Below are 20,483 nucleotides of genomic sequence, written 5' to 3' on the forward strand. Positions count from 1 at the left end.
GGCATGTGCGACATGCTGTCCGGCGGGCCTTGCACGGAATGGATAGACGGGTCTAGCGGTATTCGGGCTCCGGCGCGGCCTGCTCCTCCTTGGCGGAGGCGTCCGGCCGAGCGCCGATGTTGAAGCCGAGGTCCTCGGAGGACGACATATCGTCATCATCCTCGTCGCTCATGTCGATCGCCACGCCTTCGGCGTTGAGCACTTCGACGTTGAGCGAAAGCGACTGCATCTCCTTCAGAAGCACCTTGAAGGACTCCGGGATGCCTGCCGGCGGCAGGTTCTCGCCCTTCACTATGGAGCCGTAGGCGCGCACGCGGCCGTCGACGTCATCGGACTTGGTGGTCATCATCTCGTGCAGCGTGTAGGCGGCACCGTAGGCCTCCAAAGCCCACACCTCCATCTCGCCGAAGCGCTGGCCGCCGAACTGGGCCTTGCCGCCCAACGGCTGCTGGGTGATCATCGAGTACGGGCCGGTGGAGCGGGCGTGGATCTTGTCGTCCACGAGGTGGTGCAGCTTGAGCATGTACATGTAGCCCACGGAGATCGGCTTGGGGAAGGGATCGCCGGTGCGGCCGTCGAAGAGCACGGCCTTGCCGCTGTCGCGCACCAGTCGGTCGCCGTCGCGGTCGGACAGCGTGGTCGAAAGCAGGCCGCGCAGCGTGTCGGGGCGCACGCCGTCGAACACCGGAGTGGCGACCGGAGTGCCCGGCTCGCCCTTTTCGGCGCCCTGCGGCACGTACTTCTTCCATTCGGCTTCCATATCCGGGTCGAGCGTGATATCCCAGCCGGCGTGGGCGATCCAGCCCAAGTGCAGTTCGAGCACCTGGCCGAGGTTCATACGGCTCGGCACGCCCAGGGGGTTGAGCATGATGTCGATCGGGGTGCCGTCTTCAAGGAAGGGCATGTCCTCCTCGGGCAGGATGCGCGAGATGCAGCCCTTGTTGCCGTGGCGGCCGGAGAGCTTGTCGCCCACCGTGATCTTGCGGTGCTGGGCGATGTAGACGCGAATCATCTGGTTCACGCCGTTGGGCAGCTCGTCGCCGTCTTCTTCGGCATCCTCGCGCGTGACCTCCTTGACCGAGATCACCGTGCCGGTTTCGCCGTGGGGCACGCGCAGCGAGGTGTCGCGCACTTCGCGGCTCTTCTCGCCGAAGATGGCGCGCAGCAGGCGCTCCTCCGGGGTCAGCTCGGTCTCGCCCTTCGGCGTGACCTTGCCCACGAGGATGTCGCCGGCCTCGACCTCGGCGCCGATGCGGATGATGCCGCGCTCGTCGAGGTTCGCCACCGCGTCCTCGCCGACATTCGGCAGGTCGCGGGTGATCTCCTCGGCGCCGAGCTTGGTCTCGCGCGCATCGATTTCATATTCCTCGATGTGAATGGAACTCAGCGTGTCGTCCTGCACGAGGCGCTGCGAGATGATCACGGCGTCCTCGTAGTTGTAGCCGTTCCATGGCATGAAGGCGACGAGCAGGTTCTTGCCCAACGCCATCTCGCCCTTTTCGGTCGCCGGGCCGTCGGCCAGCACAGTGCCCTTCTCGATACGCTCGCCGTCCTTGACCAGCGGCACCTGGTTGTAGCAGGTGGTCTGGTTGGAGCGCTGGAACTTGGCCAGCTTGTAGCTGGACTGCGTGCCGTCGTCGTTCATCACGCGGATGATGTCGGCGGAGACGTAGATCGCCACGCCCGGCTTCTCAGCCAGAATGGTGTCGCCCGAATCGTAGGCGGCGCGCCATTCGGAGCCGGTGCCCACCAGCGGACGCTCGGATTTGACCAGCGGCACGGCCTGGCGCTGCATGTTGGTGCCCATCAGCGCGCGGTGACCCTCGTCATGCTCCAGGAAGGGGATGAGCGAGGCGCCCACCGACACCATCTGGCGCGGCGAGACATCCATGTAATCGACCATGTCGATCGGAACGTCCTCGGCCTCGCCGGCGGCGTCACGCACAAGCGCGGTCTTCGCCACGAAGTCGCCGTTCTCGTCGATCTCCTGATTGGCCTGCGCGATGACGTGCTCGGCCTCGCGATCCGCGGTCATGTAGACGACCTCATTGGTGAGGTGGCCGTTGTCAACCTTGCGGTACGGGGTTTCGATGAAGCCGAAGGGATTGACGCGTCCGAAGGTCGCGAGCGAACCGATCAGGCCGATGTTCGGGCCTTCAGGGGATTCGATCGGGCACATGCGGCCGAAGTGGCTGGGGTGCACATCGCGCACCTCCATCGAGGCGCGGTCGCGCGACAGGCCGCCTGGGCCCAAGGCCGAGAGGCGTCGCTTGTTGGTCACGCCGGAGAGCGGGTTGTTCTGGTCCATGAACTGGCTCAGCTGGGAGGTGCCGAAGAACTCCTTGATCGTGGCGTTCACCGGGCGGATGTTGATCAGCGACTGCGGGGTGATGGCCTCGGCGTCCTGGGTGGTCATGCGCTCGCGCACGACGCGCTCCATACGGCTCAGACCGGTGCGCAGCTGGTTCTGGATCAGCTCGCCGACCTGGCGGATGCGGCGATTGCCGAAGTGGTCGATATCGTCCACGTCGACGCGCAGCTCCACGTCCTCGCCATTGCGCCTGCCTGGGAAAGTCTTGTCGCCGGCGTGCAGGGAGACGAGGTACTTGATCGTGGCGATGATGTCGTCCGCGCTCAGGCTGCGGTCGTTGATGTCGGTTTCGAGGCCGAGCTTGCGGTCGATCTTGTAGCGGCCGACGCGCGCCAAGTCATAGCGCTTGGTGTTGAAGTAGAAGGAGTCCAGCAGGTTGCGCCCGGCCTCGGGGGTCGGAGTGTCGGCCGGGCGGATCTTGCGGTACAGATCGGTCAGGGCGTCGTCCTGGGTTTCGATCGTCTCCTTTTCAAGAGCGTCCATGACCAGCGGGTAGTCCTTGAAGGATGCGGCGATTTCGGCCTTGGTCATGCCGATGGCCATGAGGAAGACGATGGCCGACTGCTTGCGCCTGCGGTCCACACGCACGCCGAGCACATCGCGCTTGTCGATCTCGAATTCGAGCCATGCGCCACGGCTCGGAATGATCTTCGCGCCGAAGACCTCCTTGTCGGAGGTGCGATCGCGCGAACGATCGAAATAGACGCCCGGGGAGCGCACGAGCTGCGAGACGATGACGCGCTCTGTGCCGCCGATGATGAAGGTGCCGTGCGGGGTCTGCAGCGGGAAGTCGCCCATGAAGACGGTCTGGCTCTTGATCTCGCCGGTGTCGCCGTTCTCGAATTCGGCGTTGACGTAGAGCGGCGCGGAATAGGTGTAGTCCTTCTCCTTGCACTCCTGGACCGTGTGGCGCGGCTCCTCGAAGTACGGGTCGGAGAAGGTCAGGCTCATGGTCTGGGCGAAGTTCTCGATCGGGGAGATCTCCTGGAAGACCTCGTCGAGCCCCGAGACGTGAGGAACGGTGTTGGTGCCGTTGGTCTCGTCCTCCTCGACGCGCTGCTTCCAGCGCTCGTTGCCGATCAGCCAATCGAAGCTGTCGGTCTGCACGCCCAGCAGGTAGGGCACGTCGATGGGTTCCTTGATGGAACCGAAGTTCACGCGGTCCGATGCCAGATGCCGTGCAATGTCATGCTCGTCGGCGCGTGCGTTGACTATGGTGGTATTCGTCGTAGCTTGTTCGTCAGCCAATGGACGTTCCTTATCGCTCGCTTATTCGTTTCGATCTGCTCGATCGATGCTGTGCAATCAGCACTGTGTGCCCAACGAATCGCCCTGATGCAGCCGCATGCATCGATTTGCGCTGCACCAATACGCAGTGCAACCCATCCATATGCAAGCCGCCGTATGTCAAATCCGCGGGCGCTTCGTTGTCTTGTTGTTGGCATGCCCGCTATATGACATACTTCACGTAGAGTCAAAAGAATAGCATTAATTTCTTATGCCCGCAAGCTGGCGTGTCTGCATAATCACGTCGGCGTGCCTGGATGCTGCTCTCACTGCACTGTCATATCCACTGCTGCGTCATACCCGCCGCTGCCAAGCCCACTGCACCGCCTCACCCTGTTGCGCGGTATCGCCTCATTACTGCAAGGCCACCCTTACTGCACGATCATTTTTACTGCACGATCACCGGCACCGGATCACTTACCGCTGCGGCATCATTTTTGAGGCTCAGCTTGGCTACATACGTCCCGGGATTGACCCTAGGAAGATCGGCATCGTCGACGCATTCCGAACCTGTGCTGTCCGCATTCCAAGTCAGCGTATCCACGCGCTTGTCGCCCTTGGACATGAGCAGCATATGCGGATCGGCCGGGCATGCATCCGATTTCCATATTGTCTGTTCGCCCGAGGTGATGGTCAGCACACGTGAAGCATTCGAAACGTCGATCAGGCAGCTGCCTGAACCTTTATATGCGACCGTCATCGTGAAGTCCACAGAGCCTCCGACCGGTATGGTCTGCGACTGCTCGCTCAGTTCCAGCCGCACATCGCCGGCCGTGCAATCGCGCACGCCGCTGGCATGTTTCGCGCTGGGGACTTCCCTGCGCACAAGCGCCGTAAGATCGTCGTGTCGGATGACGTCCGATATTGCGACCACTCCCCTGCCGAGGCTGTAGAAGCAGAACGCGATCAGTGCCAGCGCCACAACCAAAGCCGTCAGCACCACGATGCGGCGACGGCGATAAATCCGCTGCTGCCTTTTGCTTGGTTTTCTGCGCCCGTCTGCCGCAGAGGACACTGCGGCAGACGAGGATTTGCCGCGTGGGACGCGAGCGCTGCCCGTGCGCCGCGCTGAGGACGTTGCCGACGCATTGCGCTGTTTGGCACGCCCGCGCTGGCCGGATTGCCTTCGCTGGCCGGATTGCCCGCTCTGCACGCCTTGTCGGCGCCCGCTAGATGCGCCCGATGCGCCGCGCTCGACTGAGGATTTGCGCGTATTGGGAGAGTGCGGTGTGCTGGCCATATCCACGAGTCTAAACCGACTGCTCAACCGGAACGGCTCGTGGCGCGGCCGCAGCCACCTCGCATTCGTAAGCCAGCTGTCCGCCACTACTGCGGCAATCGCAGCGACTGGTCTGGAAGAACCTCGATCAGGCCGTCCTCGTCCAAAGAGGCAATGCACAGATCCAGCTGCACATGGTCGCTCCACAGCGCCTCGACCTGATCGCGCGGCAGCGATTTGTCTGCTGTTGCTGCAGCACTCGTCTGCGCAGAACCCTTCCGTACAGCGTCCATTTTCACAGCGCCTGACTCCCCAATGCTCACCTTTGCCGTGTCCATTATCTTAGCGTTCGCCTCCACAGCGCGTGCTTCCCCGGCGCCAAGCCCACGCAACGCATGCAAAATCATGCCGCGCACCTGCCGGTTCGTGCCTTGGAAGCGCTGGCGAGGTCGAGTGCGCCGCTCGCCCAGCTCAGGCCGCCCCGCGGCGAGGAACGCACACGAATCGGCCAGTGGGCATTGCTCGCATAGCGGGTTCTTGGCCGTGCAGACCGTGGCGCCGAGTTCCATGACGGACTGGTTCCACGTCACGCTGGCCTTGGCCTCCTTGGGCAGCACCCGTTTGGCCAGCTCGCGCTCCTGTTTTGTCGCCGAGCCGCCATGCGACTCAAGCCCCGAAAACACGCGGGAGAGCACCCTGCGAATATTCGTGTCGATGACCGCGATAGGACTGCCGAAGGCGAAGCTCATCACCGCTGAAGCCGTGTAGTCGCCGATTCCCGGCAACGCGAGCAGCTCATCGTACGTGCGCGGCAGTTCGTTGTCGTAGCGCTGCGCAACCACGCGCGCGCACTCCTGTAACCGCAGCGCACGACGCGGGTAGCCGAGCCGCCCCCACGCGGTGATTACCTCGGCCGTGCTCGCCTGGGCCAACGAAGCCGCGTCGGGCCACACCGCCATCCACGCAAGCCAATACGGCACCACGCGGCTCATCTGCGTCTGCTGGCTCATGACCTCGGATATGAGCACGCCCCACGGCGTCGTTCTGCCGAATCGCCATGGTAAATCACGCGCATTTCGATTCCACCAGGCGAAAAGATCGCTTTGGACAAGATCCTTCAGCTCTTGAGCAGGATCGGTCGCGCCGTCAGCCGCTGCCAAAATCGAGATCCGTTCATCGCTCGCGGCGTTCTTCCTTACATGCTGCACGGCCCCTATTGTGCTCCACGCGGGATACACCAGCGCTCCTTCATCACCGGGCATGGGACGTTCTAAGCTCATTCATGCATGATGGATGACGCACGCGGCCGATTCTGCGATTCTGTTCACATTGCAGACAGCCGGTGTGCCAACGAAGATGAAACAGAGAATCAGGACGGTGGTATGGGCGAGAACACGCAGAACGGCACGACGAACGGCAGGGACTCTGCAAAAGCAGAAAACCCCGAGTCACGCGTGGACGGCATGTATGAGTACGGGTATCGCAAATCGAATTACGGCCCGGACGAGCTGGTGACCGACGCGCACGGCAACCCGATCAGCGTGGTCGACGCGATGATGAGCGCGCGCGAGGCCAGCGAGACCGAAACCGTCACGCCGCACCTGTGCTACTACTCGCCGCGCATCCCGGGCAACACCGGCTCCGCGATACGCCTGTGCGCGGTGACCGGCAGCATCCTGCACTTGGTCGAGCCGCTGGGCTTCAACCTGCACGACACCAAGCTGCGCCGCGCCGGGCTTGACTACCACGATATGGCGCATGTAGTGCTGCATCCGGATTTCGATGATCTGGTCACATCGATGCCGAATTCGCGCATCATCGCGTTCACCGCCCATGCCACGAAGCTGTACACCGAAGTCGACTACAAGCCTTCGGATATTCTGCTCTTCGGCCCCGAACCCGGCGATATCCCCGACCCGATGGACATCATGGCCGGCCCGCACGTCGCCGAACAAGTCCGTCTGCCCATGCGCCCCAGCCTGCGTTCGCTCAACCTGACCAACTGCGCCTCCATCGCCCTCTACGAAGCGTGGAGGCAGTTGGGGTTTAAAGGCGGAGCGTAAACGGAATAGCCCAGTGGGCTATTCCGTAGCGACGCGCTAACGCCCACTAAGGGCGTTAGCGTACTCGACTGAACCACTATCAAACCGAAACCAAACCACCCAACACAACCACAACCGGAGCGTAAAGCTCGACAGTCCTGCTGAGCCGTAAAGCGGGCAGTCCTGTGGACTGCCCGTAGGCGAGGTGAGAGCCTTTGAAGGGCTCGAAGAACCGGCGCAAGCCGGTTGGTTTTGTAGCGACGCGCTAACGCCCACTAAGAGCGTTAGCGTACCCGACTGAACCACTATCAAACCGAAACCAAACCACCCAACACAACCACAACCGGAGCGTGCCAAAAACAACACCGGTCCGAAGGACCGTCTCTATCCCAGCCTTCAGCTTGAATGAACTCGCGCTCTTCCGTATACGGCGTTAGCTCCCTTCGCAGCCTTAGCGACTGTGCGTCGCCTCGCTGCCTGCTTAACGGAGTGTGAAACTCAGTTCTTAAAGCTGTGAATCGGCGCGGGTATCCGCCCGCCGCGCGTCACGAAGGGCTCGCACGATGAGGTGTTGACCCGCATGATGGGCGCGTAGCCCATCAGGCCGCCGAAGTTGGCCATATCGCCCACGCCTTTGCCGTACACCGGGATGAGCCGCACGGCGGTCGTCTTCTGGTTAACCATGCCGATGGCGGCTTCGTCGGCGATTATGCCGGAGATGGTCGAATCCGGCGTGTCGCCCGGAATCGCAATCATGTCGAGGCCGACCGAGCACACGCAGGTCATCGCTTCAAGCTTCTCCAAGGTGAGGCAGCCGGCTGCTGCGGCGTCGATCATATTCTTGTCTTCGGAGACCGGAATGAACGCGCCCGAAAGCCCGCCGACATACGACGAGGCCATGATGCCGCCCTTTTTGACCTGATCGTTGAGCATGGCGAGCGCCGCTGTGGTGCCTGGCCCACCGACCTGCGTCAGGCCGATCTTCTCAAGCACTTCGCCCACGGAATCGCCCACTGCCGGGGTCGGCGCGAGCGACAAATCAATAATGCCGAAGGGCACACCAAGCCGACGCGAGGCCTCCTGCGCGACCAGTTGGCCGACGCGGGTGATCTTGAACGCGGTGCGCTTGATCGTCTCGCACAGGAATTCGAAGTCCTTGCCCACGGCAGCATCCAGGGATCGCGAGACCACGCCCGGGCCCGACACGCCGACGTTGATGACCGCGTCGCCCTCGGTCACGCCGTGGAATCCGCCCGCCATGAAGGGGTTGTCGTCGGGTGCGTTGCAGAAGGCGACGAATTTCACACAGCCGTAGCTGTCCGTGTCGCGGGTCGCATACGCGATGTCCTTGACGATATGCCCGAGCAGCTCGACCGCATCCATATCGATGCCGGTTTTCGTCGAGCCGACGTTCACCGAGGAGCACACGATATCGGTTTCAGACAAGGCCTGCGGCAGCGAGCGGATAAGCAGCTCATCGGCCTTGGTCATCGATTTGGACACCAGCGCCGTGTACCCGCCGATGAGATCGACGCCGACCTCTTTGGCCGCCCTGTCAAGCGCGTGCGTGATGGCGACGAAATCCTCGGACGTCGTGCACGCCCCGCCGCCGACCAGCGAGATCGGCGTGACGGTGATGCGCTTGTTGACGATCGGTATGCCGTAATCGCGTTCGATGGCCTCGCCGGTGGCTACCAAATCCTTGGCGAGCCGGGTGATCTTGCGGTAGATGTTCTCGCATAGCTGGTTCACATCGTCGCTCGCGCAGTCGAGCAGCGAAATGCCCATCGTAATCGTGCGCACGTCGAGCTTCTCCTGCTCGATCATCTGGTTGGTCTCGTGGACCTCCATGATATTCAGCATGGTCTTCTCCCTTTCAGCCGACTCAGACGCGATGCATCTTGGTGAAGATCTCCTCGCGCTGGCAGCGGATGCGCACGCCGATCTCCTCCCCCAGCGAGTCCAGGTCGGTGACGATGGTGCCAAATTCCTTGTCGGAATCGGCGTAGTCGACGATCATCATCATGTTGAAAAATCCGTCGATGATGGTCTGCGAGATGTCGAGCACATTGACGCGATGCTGCGACAAATATGTGCACACACGTGCGATGATGCCGACGGTGTCCTGCCCGACGACGGTGATGATGGCCTTGTTCATGCTTCCTCCGGTGCTTCGCGTTGCCGACGCGGGCAGTATGGGCATTGCGGCTATTGCGGCATCTATCAAGCTCCTGGCGATGGGCACTCGCCGTGCCGAATCGCCATATTGCCTCAACGCCAAATCCTAGCGCCGTAACGCCGCCGAATGCGCGCAATCCACATGCCCCGCGTCAATCGTTCCTCAGTATAAGGAAGGCACCAGCCAAGCCAGCGTCAGCCGTCGCGGCATCGTCCGCCGAAGCCGAAAGTAGCGACCCTCGCGTATAGTGTTGCAACAGTCCGGGGCAAGGACAAGAAAGAACCCCGGCGTCGCTGAAAAATGCTTAAGTATTTCGGGATAGACGATGAGTCGGCTGCATACAGGCCGCAGGAGTGAATCGCGAATTCCATAAGGTACACGGCTCACTTATTTGCGATTCATCAGGCGCGCCAACCGGCGCAGGCCTTATGCAGACACTTTCTTCACATCCCGAAAGGTACCCATTTGTCTTATTCAGACACAATCGACATGACATCCGCAGCAATGCTTACCGCTGATTCCGCTGATAACAGCGTTTCCAACGCTTCCGTCGAGTCCGCCAACACCGCCAACGCTATGGCCGACATCGCAACCGATGCCAGCAATGCTGACAACAGCATCGCCGATCAGCATTCTGACGCACCGACCTTCGCCGAACTGGGCGTTCCCTCGACCCTGGTGAAGGGCCTCGCCCGCGACGGCAAGACCACCGCCTTCCCCATCCAGGCCGAAACGCTCCCCGATTCGCTGCAAGGCCGCGACATCCTGGGCCGCGGAGCCACTGGCTCAGGCAAGACGCTCGCCTACTCGATTCCGCTGCTCGCCCGTCTCGAAGGCCGCGCCCAGCCCAACCGCCCGCGCGGTCTGGTGCTGGCGCCGACCCGCGAGCTCGCCAACCAGATCAACGACGTACTGCGCCCGCTGGCCAGCGACTGCAATCTGACCACGACCACCATCTATGGCGGCGTGCGCCAAAGCGTGCAGACCCGCGACCTGCGTCGCGGCGTCGACATCGTCGTGGCCTGCCCCGGCCGGCTCAAGGACCTCATCGATCAGGGCCGTCTGACGCTGGACGACGTGGCGATCACCGTGCTCGACGAGGCCGATGAAATGGCCGACATGGGCTTCCTGCCCGATGTGAGCGAACTGCTCGGCATGACCCCGGCCGACGGTCAGCGGCTGCTGTTCTCCGCCACGCTCGACCACGGCGTCGACACGCTGGTGCGCCGCTATCTCAATGACCCGAAGGTGCACGAAATCGATTCGGCCACCGCGCAGGTCTCGACCATGACCCAGCACATCTTCCAGGTGAGCGCCGCCGACAAGCCGCGCATCATCAACGAGCTGGCTTCCGGCATGGGCAAGCGCATCCTGTTCACCAAGACCAAGATCCAGGCCGAGGAACTTGCTGCAACGCTGATCGAGCGCGGCATCCCGACCGCCGAACTGCACGGCAATCTCTCGCAGTCGCAGCGCGACCGCAATCTCAAGGCCTTCAGCTCCGACGAAGTGCGCGTGATGGTCGCCACCGATGTGGCCGCCCGCGGCATGGACATCAGCGGCGTGGAGCTGGTCGCCCAGCTCGATCCGCCGCAGGACCCCAAGTCCTTCCTGCACCGCTCGGGCCGCACCGCCCGCGCCGGTCAGGATGGCGACGTCGTCACGCTCGTGCTGCCCAAGCAGAAGCGCCGCGCCATGCAGATGCTGCACCGCGCGGGACTCAAGGGCCATGTCGTGCGTGTGGATCAGGATTCCGATGCACTGCTCGATCTCGTTGGTGAAACCGCGCCGCTGGTCGAAGGCTGGTCGCTGGAAGACTTCACGAGGCGCAATCGCAAGGCATCGCACGATTCACGCGATTCACGCCGAGGCGGCTACGGCCATCGCGGATACAGTTCGCGCGACAATCGCGATGGCTCGGATCGTCGGCATTCGGGGCGAGGCAACCGCTTCCGCCGTTCCGACCGTTTCGAGCATGCCGATCGCTCTGATCGTTCGAATGAATTCGACCGCGCAGAAAGCTTCGAGCGCTCGGAGAATCGCTCGGATTCTTCGGATCGCTCCGGCTATCGCGACGACCGCCGTGGCGGACACCGCAACGGCGATTTCAACCGCGGGCCGCGTTCGCATGACTCGCATCGCAACTTCCGCAACGACTCCAAGTTCGACTCGCGCAGGGACTTCCGCGATCACGCCGAATCCCGTCATGCTGATGCCGACAACGACGATTGGTCGAAGCCCTTCGACGGCCGCAGCGACAAGCGCCGCAACCACGCCGAATCCTACGACAGACGCGAAGGCCAGTCGGGACGCCGCTCCGGCGACTACCGCCGTTCATCCGACGACCGCCGCCACGCTTCATATTCGGATCGTGGCCGCCGCGACTATCACCGTGACTCTCGGCGTACCAGCGACCGCTAAGGCGCAATCGCCGAGATGATGGTTCGCTGAACCGCAAACTCGATACCAGATGATGCCCCGCACAGGTTTTGGCCGTGCGGGGCATCATCGTATTGGATGAGATACGCCACCTATCTCTGTATCCATAGCCGTCTGTCTCAACTAGATAACCCGTGCCATTGTCAACACCGGAGCATTCGGCAACAGCACCTGCCAATCCCGGTCTTCCAGCTAATTACGATTGTCCCACTCAACCTTCATTAGGCCCTTTGCCGACCAAAACTGTCTATATAGGGATTGCTCCAATGCTGTCGTTTTCCAAGAAATGTTGGAATTCCAAGGATCTCAAAAACAGCGCATCGGCTGTCTACTTGATGAAAGGCCTAATGAATGAAAAATCGGCCTAATGAACGAGGCTGGCGGCGATTTTAGCGCGTTTGGGTCCAAGACCATTCAACGGGCACCTAGTCAACCATGCCCAAGCCAAACGTAAACCATCTGTCTGAACAAGAGAGCGGCAGTTTTATCAAAAGACAGCTTGGAAAATACTCGCAACGCATTCGTTAGGCTGATTTTTCGCTCATTAGGCCTTTCGCAAAGTAGACATTGTATTCAGCACTTGGCTCTTCCGCAGAATACCGCCATTCCCACGACAGGGCACCTTGGTGCTAAGGCTCTTTTGGCATTGTGATTCTCTGCAATTGACCTAATGAATGCGGACGAGTTACCTACTTGACGCCAACTTTGACATTATGTACATACGGACACGTAGCCATGTCTCACTGACGAGTCTCTCACCGATAGAAGCGCTCGTGGCCTTCCATACGAATTAAGGCATGCAGAGCGGCCGGGTCGCCGTCTTCGATATCCTGCTGCGAGCCGTCAGTGACCAGCGAGGCACTGAAAATTGATTCATATTCATCTATCGAAAGCCTCTGGCGAGCTGCGAGCAGCGCTTCATGACCGGTTCGATTGAGTCGATCGCGGTAGCCGGTCTGCAGTATGCCAAAGAACAGCTCGGCCACGGAACCCGAACCATAGGAGAACAGCCCAATGCGGTCGCCAGCACACAGACTCTCGTCCCGTTCGAGCAGGGAGATCAGGCTCAGGTAGAGCGATGCAGTATATAGATTGCCGACCTCCTGGCCGTACATGATCCCCTTTTCGAAGCGTGCAGTCAGCCGCTCGTAATCGCTCACGGGAATCACGGATTCCAGCGTGCGCAGCCCTTTACGGCCCATCTTCGAGAAAGGAATATGGAAGAGCAGCGCCTGCAGACCGCTCACCTGCGTCAGCCCGAGCGACTCGGCTTCGCGCCAGTCCTCGGCGAACATCTCAAGATAGACTTGCTCCGAGTACTTGCCTTTCGCGAAGGCTTCGGCGGAGTAGTTCGGCCGCCAGAAGTCGTCGGTGCTGCGGCTGCGCACCACCGAGCGCTCCTCAAGGGCGAGGATATGCGGATTCTCGGCCACCAGCATCGCCACTGCGCCAGCACCCTGCGTCACTTCACCGCCGGCGTTGAGGCCGTATCGGGCGATATCAGCCGCGATTACCAGAGCCTTGGTGCCGGGATGCGCGCGCACGAAATCCGCAGCAAGCTGCAAGCCGGCCGTGCCACCATAGCAAGCCTCTTTGATTTCGATGGCACGCATCGAAGACGGCAGACCAAGCAAGTCATGCACGAAGAGCGCTGAGGCTTTGGACTGATCGACGCCGCTTTCGGTCGCGACAATCAGCAAGCCAATCGACGCCTTTTCCTTATCGTCAAGGCCGCCAAACATTCCCTCTGCCGCATTGGCACCCATTGCCACGATGTCTTGGCTGAGCGTCGGCACAGCCATCTTGCGCTGGCCGATGCCGATGAGATACTTATTGGGGTCGGCTCCACGAGCATGCGCCAAGTCCACCAAATCCAGATAGCGATTCGGCGTGGAAAACTCAATCCTGTCGATGCCGACCTTCATGTGCTGCTCCTTATATATACTGTCGTATCCGTATTATCCGTCAACTTCTTCGTCAATGTCCGCATGCCCACATCATTATCGCTCGTATCCCCGGCATTGCCTGTCACCGCCCGACAAATCATCTCCGTCGCGGAACTGTCCTATCCTGCTATTCTGCCGGACACGCAGGGCGGAACATATGCCTCGACCGCTGATGCTCACTGCCCATGCATGACGAATCAGGAAACCTCGGAGCAAAACAGCTCGTCAACGCAGCGCACAAGAACCGCGACGTCATCAGGCGGCGAGCACCCATTTGGTTTCGAGCCAATATCAACGTTGTGTCTGGCTGCACCACGGCAGACGGCGGGCACCGTACGCCACGACGCAAACCTGCAGCGATGCATACCGCATGTTCCACGATGCCTGTCACGCCGATCCCTCACGCAACCGTCGCAGCTGTTCCTGCGCCGCAGCAAGACTCGCCTGGCGCGGATTTGCACGAAGCCAACGCACCAATTCCTCTGCCTCGTCGCCCTGCGCGCCAGCCATCATAGCCAGACTCTGCAGTTGCAGATTCATATGCCCCGCCTGAATGCCCCGCGTCACCAACGCACGCATCGCCGAGAGATTCGAAGCCAAGCCTACGCTGGCGATGATGCCCATCAATGTCTCGGCTGAGGGCTGGCGCAATAGCCGCATAGCAAGTTTTGCCGTCGGCAACGTGGAAATCGCTCCGCCTACTGAGCCGATGGGCATCGACATGTCGATTTCGCCAATGAGCCTCTCGCCGTCGAAACGCCAGTCCGTCCATGTGCGATGCCGCTCGCTCAAGTCCGCGTACGCGGCAGCGTTCACATTGCGCGTGTCGTTGCCGCTCGCCAGCACGACCGCGTTGATGCCGTTCATGATGCCCTTGTTATGCGTGGCGGCCCTCAGCTCGGACGCCTGCGCGAACCGCGATGCGGCTGCAATCCGCCCCGCCACTTGGGCTCCGGGCATATCCTTGGTTGCCAGCAGCTCAGCGTTGATGCATGCGCACGCCCTCGCCCGCTGCTGCGGCGCGCAATTGGACAGAATGGCCATCAGCAGCTCGTAGTGCGGCAGCTGGTCTGCCAGATAACGCGAAACCGCTTCAGCAATCGTGTTGACGGTGTTCGCGCCCATCGCTGCGCCCGGGTCGATGAGCAGGTCGAATTCGATGAACTCGCCTGCGCATGTTCTCGCGCTGTTCGCTGCGACGGCCTTCGCACTGCTCCCCGTATAGTTTTCTGCGTGATTCAACATGTCACTGTTCGCTGCGGCATGCTCAACCGCGCCGATATCGCTCGTTCGCCGCACGCTCACCGACCGCAGCCCTCCACCATGGCTCGCCAGCGTCGGGTGGGCCTGCCGCGCAATTTCGCTGATTCGCGCGATATGCGCATGCAGAAAATCGCGCCACGAATCCATTGCATATTGCGTATCGGCGGCGTTCGCCGTGTTTTGCCCGTGATCGACGCTTTCCGCAAACCCGCGAGACGCGTGCTCATAGTCGACCGCGCCATTATTCCCAGCCTCGCGACCAACGTCTTCGCCAGCCCTGTGAGACGCCGTCTCAGCAATGCATTCCGCAGTCTTGCACTCCACAGAGCTGTCTTGCACAGCATTATGCGCAGTTATCTCGGAATCTTGTTTCACAATCCAAGGCTTCCCCGCATCTCTTTCGTCAGCGCCGCGCGATACCGCATTCGGAAAATCAAGAATCGCTGATTTGCCGCCACCACATGAGTTGACAACGTTTCCCGCCACATTCATCTCGGCGAGTATGGCAGAGGAAGAGGCACCACTGCCGGCGTCCGAGCCACTTGCAAAGCCAGCGTCACTATGAGCGCCTCCAACCTTACCGGCTCCGTCAACACTGCCATCCGACCGCCCACTTCGAAACACGATCTGCGCGGTGATGCCGCCACGCACTGACTCCGTGTGGAATCCGCCGCTGCGGGCGATGCGCTGCGCCGCGTTGCCTGCGGCTGCGATAACCGACGGCTCCTCAGTAGCCATCGGAATGAGATACTGCTCGCCGTCGATGAGGAAATGTTCGGCAAGACCCAGCGGCACCGGAAAATCACCGATATGGTTCTCGACCATCCGCGAGGCAATGTCAGCATTCAGCCCGCCATCGCGCAGCAACGCGGCGTCTGCCGTAGTCAACCGCCCTTCGGATATCAGCTGGCTTAACCGTTCCTCGGTGCTCAGCTCATAGAATTTCGTCATGCCTTACCCTCAAGTTTTTTACAACTGCCCAGATTCTCGACTTCCATCGCGATGGCCTGCCCCCCGCCGATGCACAGCGCCGCGACGCCTATGCGTGCCCCGGTACGCCGCAGATTGTGAATCAGCGTCGTCAAAATCCGCGTGCCTGACGACCCCAACGCATGCCCCAACGCCAAAGCGCCGCCGGAAATATTGTAGATATCCGGGTCGATGCCGAGCTCCTGCCGCACTACGATAGCCTGGCTGGCGAAGGCCTCGTTCACCTCGAACAAATCAATATCGCCGATATTCTGCCCGCATCGATCCAGCAGCCGACGAATGGCCAGAATCGGCGTGTAGCCCATCAGTCCCGGCTGGTAGCCCGCTTCGCAATAGCCGGTGATCCGCACCAGCGGCATCAGACCCAATTCCGCCGCCGTACGCGCCGTGGTCACTGCCACCATGCTCGCGCCGTCGCTCAGCGGCGAGGTGTTGCCCGCCGTCACCATGCCGTTCTGCTGGTAGACCGGCGGCAATCCAGACAGTATTTCCAAGGTCGATTGCGGCCGCATGACCTCGTCGATCGCAAGCTCGTTGACCGGCAGCACCTCCTCGTCGAACCAGCCGGCCTGCCACGCCTGCGCCGCCTTGCGCTGCGAATCCAGCGCGTACTCGTCTAGCTGAGCGCGGCGAAGATGGAACATCCGGTTGAGGTTCTCGGCCGTGACCCCCATCGCGTAGTCCTCGAAGGCATCGTTGAGCCCGTCGTTGAACAATGTGTCGCGCCAACCGTCAGTGTCGAAGGTCTTCTTGCCCGTTCTTGGTGCAAAAGCCGGCGCTCCCGACATGCTTTCGACGCCGCCCGCAATCGCCACGCGCGCATCGCCAAGCAGCACGGCCGACTGGGCGAGCCGAACCGCCTTGAGGCCGGAGCCGCAGACCTGATTCACGGTCATCGCCGTGCCGTCGACCGACAGCCCGGCATTGATCTGAACCTGCCGCGCGACGTTCTGCCCCAACCCAGCGGACAAGACATTGCCCAAGATCATCTGATCGACACATTTGGAGGCAATATGGTCACGTTCAAGCGCTGCGAACACCAATCGGGACGCCATATCCACGGCGTTGACATCGCTCAGACTCCCGCGAAACTTGCCGGTAGGCGTGCGATACGCGGAGGTGATGACGACATCGATGCCGTCAAGTGCATCCGCATGTGGCACCGCTTGAGTCTGAGCCATACACCCTCCATAGTCATCCGGACACGCCGTCGCCTTCATCAACCCTTAAGCAGACTACCGGCAATGAAGTGAATGTCCTATGAAGACGAGCGCTCCGCAACGATTTCTTCACCCTCGGCACGGCTGTTCCTCATTGATTTCCTACCTTTGGGCCTTTCTACACCCCGCAGTTCACTGGCTGAATGCGTTTTTCATGATTCAATGCGCCGAACTTCGCGTTTTACATGGGTATCTGCGTTATGTGAGGCGTTAATCAGGCCCCGCGGAGGTCTATCTGCGTTGTGTGAGGCGCTATTTCGCGGAGCATCGAGTATCAGACGGCCCAGAACCGCCATTTTCGGCCAACGATACTCGGGGCGCCAAGGAATTAACGCCTCACACAACGCAGATAGACCTCCACAAGGCCGAGTTAACGCCTCACACAACGCAGATAGCCGAATTTATCGGGTGCAGCCACGAAATTCCAGCAGCTCCGCGGCCGATGCAAAGATCAAGGGACTTCTTGACACGTCCCGCCACGCGCAATCACGTACGAAGAATCGATTATGCCCCTTTCGTGACGCTAACCCGTGATAAGGCGTCATGAAAGGGGCATAGCCCGTGTCGTAGTGCCCCTTTTGTGACGCTAATGCCGCGCTAGAGTCACGAAAGGGGCATAGTGTGTGTAACCCTCGACTTTAGGCCTCGCGGCGGGCGCTGTCGGAGGCCACGGCGGCGAGCGCACGCGGCGCGTGGAATCCGCGTGAGGCGAATTCGTCGGCGATCTCCTGCGCGATCTCCTGGCTACGGCCCCGATCCACCAGCGCGATGATGGAGCCACCGAAGCCGCCACCGGTCATGCGCGCACCATAGGCACCGGCCCGCCGCGCCACATCCACGGCTACATCCAGCTCGGGCACGGTGACCTCATAATCGGATGCCAGCGAATCATGCGAAGCGTTGAACAGCCGCCCAGCCGCCACGATATCGTGCTGCGCGAAAGCGTGCACGAAGGAGCGCACACGTTCGATTTCGGTGACGACGTGGCGCACGCGCTTCTTCATCGTCTCGTCCGGCAGCGCATCCAGCGTCTCTTTGAGCGCCTGGAAGGAATCGCCCGCCTTGATGATGCCATCGGCGCTGACCCGCAGGCTGGTGACGCCGAGGATGCGCGCGGCCGCTTCGCAGGTGGCGCGGCGCTGCGCGTACTGCCCGTCGTTGAGCTGGTGCGGCGCTTGAGTGTCGACGACGAGCAGTTCAAGCCCAAGCTCGTCGAGATCGAAGGGCTGCTGGGAGACGTTTTCGAGGGGCGTGAGCTCTGGGCGGCAGTCGAGCAGCAGGGCGTGCCCGGCGGTGCAGCGCATCGAGGCGTTCTGGTCAAGTCCTCCGGTGGAGGCTCCGGCCATGTCGTTCTCGGAGGCCATCGCCGCGTTGATCAGCGTCACACGCCCCGCATCGGACGCACCGTATCCCAAGCCGTATACGTCATCCAGAGCCAGCGCAGTGGAGCAGGTCATCGCCGCCGACGAGCTCAGGCCCGAGCCAAGCGGCACGCAGGACGTGAAGGCGGCATCAAAGCCCTGCACCTGCGCGAACCCGGCTTCGCGCAGCGCCCAGGCCACGCCAATCGGGTAGGCGGCCCAGCCATCCACACCACCAGCCTGTAAACCGTCAAGATCAGCCTGCGCGACCGCATCCGGCGAAATGTCCGACACAACCCGCGCCGTCGTGTCATTCCGGGCTTTGAGCGCGATGAAGGTGCGGTGCGGCAGGGCGATGGGCAGGCATAGGCCGGCGTTGTAATCGGTGTGCTCGCCGATCAGATTGACCCGCCCCGGCGCGGACCACACGCCGTCGGGCTGCTCGCCGTAGGCCTGGGCAAACAGTCGGGTGGCACGGTCGACGCCTTCGTCATGCGTCAGTGCGTCGATGAACTGAACGGTATTCATGATGTTCTCCTTGTTGATGTTGACATGACTTCAGCCATTGCGATTGCGCCATACGCAGTCACAGATGGCAATCCGCCTGCTGTGTTTCTTGAAAATATTGACTGTGAAAATGTTCAGGAAGATATCCGAACCGCAATGGGATCTTCTGCGATTCGTTGCGGTTCGGGATTGCGACGAGTGATGGCAGCGCAATTCGGGCGGAGTGACAGCGGTGAGACGGGAGCAGACCCAAGTTCGGTTCAAACAGAGCCGTCATTGCCGCCACGGCTCCGCCCTCGCCCAATCCGTTTCGCTGCCGTTTCATCATCAACGCCGAAATTCTCGCCGGCTAGTCGCCGATGTCAACGCTGCCGATTTCGTGGAAGCGCTGCGCGATCAGCTCCGGCGTGGTGTCGGAGACCCAGGCGGCCATGCCCGATTCCGACCCAGCCAAGTACTTGATCTTGTTCGTCGCGCGGCGGAAGGAGAAGAACTGCAAATTGAGCCGGTAGTGCGCCCGGCGCGCATCGTGGATCGGCGCCTGGTGCCAGGCGGCGATGTAAGGCAGGTCCATGCCCTTGCCGTCGCCCGTGTCGAAGAAGGCATTGCCCCGCTTGAGCAGCGTGGAATACATCTGCGCCAGATCCCAGCGCTCCTGATCGTACAGCTCGTCCAAGGTCAGCACATCGCGCAGCGGGGCGACATGCACTTCGAGCGGCCAGCGCGCGGCGGCCGGCACGTAAGCCACCCAACTGTGGTTGCGCATTACGATGCGCTCCCCCGCCTCGATTTCGCCATGCAGGATGTCCCCCAGCAGATTACCGCCGGTACGCTCGTAATACGCCTCGGTGTGCGCAAGCTCCTTTTCCAGCTTCGGCGCAATGAAGGGGTAGCAATACACCTGACCGTGCGGATGCGCCAGCGAAACGCCGATCTCCTGGCCATGATTTTCGAAGGGGAAGATCTGCTCGACACCCTCCATATGCGAGATCTCAGCGGTCCGGAATGCCCACGCCTCGACCACCGTACGCAACCGGGACACCGGCAGATCGGCCGGCAATCCGCTTTCGTTGGGGTCGAAGCAGATGACCTCGCAGCGCCCCGCGGCGAGCTCCTGCTCCCACAGCGGGTTGCCGTTGACGTAGCTGACTTCGTTGGAAGCCCCGGGCACGCGCACCATGGAGGGGAAGCGGTTTTCGAAGATCACGACGTTGTAATCGCTGTCCGGCACTTCGCCGTCCTGATAGGGGTCACCGGGTTTGCGCGCGGCGAGCGGATTGCCCTTTGCCGTAGCTCCCGGGCCGGCAGTGATCGGGCGATTCATACGCGCAGTCGCCATGGGGATCCAATCGCCGGTGAGCGGATCGCGGCGCATCTGCGGAGCGGCGTACGGCACTTCATTGCCATCGGCATCGAGGTGCGGTGCGAAACGATAGGCCAACGGGCGCGGGTCATGCAGCTCACGCGTCTTGCGCCCGGAGACATAGTCCGGGTCGTCGTCCAGATAGAAGAACTCGCGCCCGTCCGCAAGCGTCGTGGGCGTGATGCGGATATGCTTTGCAGCATAGTCTCCCGGCAAATAGTGCCCGAATTGGGAAGCCGGAATCTCCGGCGTTTCGCTCAACATTGCCTCTGCAGCCGTTGTCTTTGCAGTCATCA

Annotated in this window: 13 protein-coding genes; 2 read left to right on the plus strand and 11 right to left on the minus strand. The window is 61.5% G+C overall.

The window, feature by feature from the left end; all coding sequences use genetic code 11:
- Positions 1-52: 52 nt before the first annotated feature.
- From rpoB to BISU_RS03070, 3 genes are all read right to left on the minus strand, one after another.
- The gene (rpoB, locus tag BISU_RS03060) at positions 53-3,619 is read right to left on the minus strand and encodes a DNA-directed RNA polymerase subunit beta (RefSeq protein WP_024462681.1); all 3,567 of its coding nucleotides are present in this window, start codon (positions 3,617-3,619) and stop codon (positions 53-55) included.
- A gap of 427 nt (positions 3,620-4,046) precedes the next feature.
- Entirely contained in the window at positions 4,047-4,898 is an 852-nt protein-coding gene (locus BISU_RS03065) for a hypothetical protein (protein ID WP_404801770.1), read from the minus strand.
- Between the two features lie 86 nt (positions 4,899-4,984).
- A complete protein-coding gene (locus BISU_RS03070) occupies positions 4,985-6,157 on the minus strand; it encodes an HhH-GPD family protein (protein WP_226839084.1) in 1,173 nt (390 codons plus the stop codon).
- Between the two features lie 183 nt (positions 6,158-6,340).
- Here BISU_RS03070 and BISU_RS03075 point away from each other — a divergent pair, with 183 nt between their 5' ends.
- Positions 6,341-6,940: a tRNA (cytidine(34)-2'-O)-methyltransferase gene (locus BISU_RS03075; RefSeq protein WP_152599035.1), complete on the plus strand. Its 600-nt coding sequence runs from the start codon at positions 6,341-6,343 to the stop codon at positions 6,938-6,940.
- 477 nt (positions 6,941-7,417) lie between these two features.
- On the opposite strand, the gene BISU_RS03080 is transcribed toward BISU_RS03075, so the two are convergent.
- Both BISU_RS03080 and BISU_RS03085 read right to left on the minus strand, forming a co-directional pair.
- Positions 7,418-8,782, minus strand: a complete 1,365-nt coding sequence (locus tag BISU_RS03080; protein WP_024462677.1) for a PFL family protein — start codon at positions 8,780-8,782, stop codon at positions 7,418-7,420.
- Positions 8,783-8,804: 22 nt separating this feature from the next.
- Entirely contained in the window at positions 8,805-9,077 is a 273-nt protein-coding gene (locus tag BISU_RS03085) for an ACT domain-containing protein (RefSeq protein ID WP_024462676.1), read from the minus strand.
- Positions 9,078-9,587: 510 nt separating this feature from the next.
- Between BISU_RS03085 and BISU_RS03090 the strand changes: the two genes are divergently transcribed.
- A complete protein-coding gene (locus BISU_RS03090; RefSeq protein ID WP_051245929.1) occupies positions 9,588-11,519 on the plus strand; it encodes a DEAD/DEAH box helicase in 1,932 nt (643 codons plus the stop codon).
- 773 nt (positions 11,520-12,292) lie between these two features.
- Here BISU_RS03090 and BISU_RS03095 read toward each other — a convergent pair.
- The 6 genes from BISU_RS03095 to galT form a co-directional block, all read right to left on the minus strand.
- Positions 12,293-13,462, minus strand: a complete 1,170-nt coding sequence (locus tag BISU_RS03095) for a hydroxymethylglutaryl-CoA synthase (protein ID WP_024462674.1) — start codon at positions 13,460-13,462, stop codon at positions 12,293-12,295.
- A 408-nt stretch (positions 13,463-13,870) separates the two neighbouring features.
- Positions 13,871-15,697, minus strand: coding sequence for a hypothetical protein (locus BISU_RS11475; RefSeq protein ID WP_024462673.1), 1,827 nt, complete (start codon positions 15,695-15,697; stop codon positions 13,871-13,873).
- Positions 15,694-16,917: a thiolase family protein gene (locus BISU_RS03105; RefSeq protein ID WP_051245928.1), complete on the minus strand. Its 1,224-nt coding sequence runs from the start codon at positions 16,915-16,917 to the stop codon at positions 15,694-15,696. The genes BISU_RS11475 and BISU_RS03105 overlap by 4 nt, the downstream gene beginning before the upstream one ends.
- 677 nt (positions 16,918-17,594) lie before the next feature.
- Complete coding sequence (gene galK, locus BISU_RS03110) at positions 17,595-18,845, minus strand: galactokinase (protein WP_024462671.1); 1,251 nt, start codon at positions 18,843-18,845, stop codon at positions 17,595-17,597.
- Positions 18,846-18,903: 58 nt separating this feature from the next.
- Positions 18,904-19,152 carry a hypothetical protein gene (locus tag BISU_RS12420; protein WP_152599246.1) on the minus strand — a complete coding sequence of 83 codons (249 nt, stop codon included), beginning with the start codon at positions 19,150-19,152 and terminating at the stop codon, positions 18,904-18,906.
- A 21-nt stretch (positions 19,153-19,173) separates the two neighbouring features.
- Positions 19,174-20,451, minus strand: coding sequence for a galactose-1-phosphate uridylyltransferase (galT, locus tag BISU_RS03115; protein ID WP_033503225.1), 1,278 nt, complete (start codon positions 20,449-20,451; stop codon positions 19,174-19,176).
- Positions 20,452-20,483 lie beyond the last annotated feature (32 nt).

Origin of the sequence: Bifidobacterium subtile (genome assembly GCF_000741775.1) — a bacterium.
GTDB lineage: Bacteria > Actinomycetota > Actinomycetes > Actinomycetales > Bifidobacteriaceae > Bifidobacterium > Bifidobacterium subtile.

What these genes read in the sequence shown, in the direction of transcription:
- BISU_RS03065 (WP_404801770.1), bottom strand. Translation starts at nt 4,898, where the DNA reads ATGGCCAGCACACCGCACTCTCCCAATACGCGCAAATCCTCAGTCGAG.
- BISU_RS03070 (WP_226839084.1), bottom strand. Translation starts at nt 6,157, where the DNA reads ATGAGCTTAGAACGTCCCATGCCCGGTGATGAAGGAGCGCTGGTGTAT.
- BISU_RS03075 (WP_152599035.1), top strand. Translation starts at nt 6,341, where the DNA reads ATGTATGAGTACGGGTATCGCAAATCGAATTACGGCCCGGACGAGCTG.
- BISU_RS03080 (WP_024462677.1), bottom strand. Translation starts at nt 8,782, where the DNA reads ATGCTGAATATCATGGAGGTCCACGAGACCAACCAGATGATCGAGCAG.
- BISU_RS03085 (WP_024462676.1), bottom strand. Translation starts at nt 9,077, where the DNA reads ATGAACAAGGCCATCATCACCGTCGTCGGGCAGGACACCGTCGGCATC.
- BISU_RS03090 (WP_051245929.1), top strand. Translation starts at nt 9,588, where the DNA reads ATGACATCCGCAGCAATGCTTACCGCTGATTCCGCTGATAACAGCGTT.
- BISU_RS03095 (WP_024462674.1), bottom strand. Translation starts at nt 13,462, where the DNA reads ATGAAGGTCGGCATCGACAGGATTGAGTTTTCCACGCCGAATCGCTAT.
- BISU_RS11475 (WP_024462673.1), bottom strand. Translation starts at nt 15,697, where the DNA reads ATGACGAAATTCTATGAGCTGAGCACCGAGGAACGGTTAAGCCAGCTG.
- BISU_RS03105 (WP_051245928.1), bottom strand. Translation starts at nt 16,917, where the DNA reads ATGGCTCAGACTCAAGCGGTGCCACATGCGGATGCACTTGACGGCATC.
- galK (WP_024462671.1), bottom strand. Translation starts at nt 18,845, where the DNA reads ATGAATACCGTTCAGTTCATCGACGCACTGACGCATGACGAAGGCGTC.
- BISU_RS12420 (WP_152599246.1), bottom strand. Translation starts at nt 19,152, where the DNA reads ATGATGAAACGGCAGCGAAACGGATTGGGCGAGGGCGGAGCCGTGGCG.
- galT (WP_033503225.1), bottom strand. Translation starts at nt 20,451, where the DNA reads ATGTTGAGCGAAACGCCGGAGATTCCGGCTTCCCAATTCGGGCACTAT.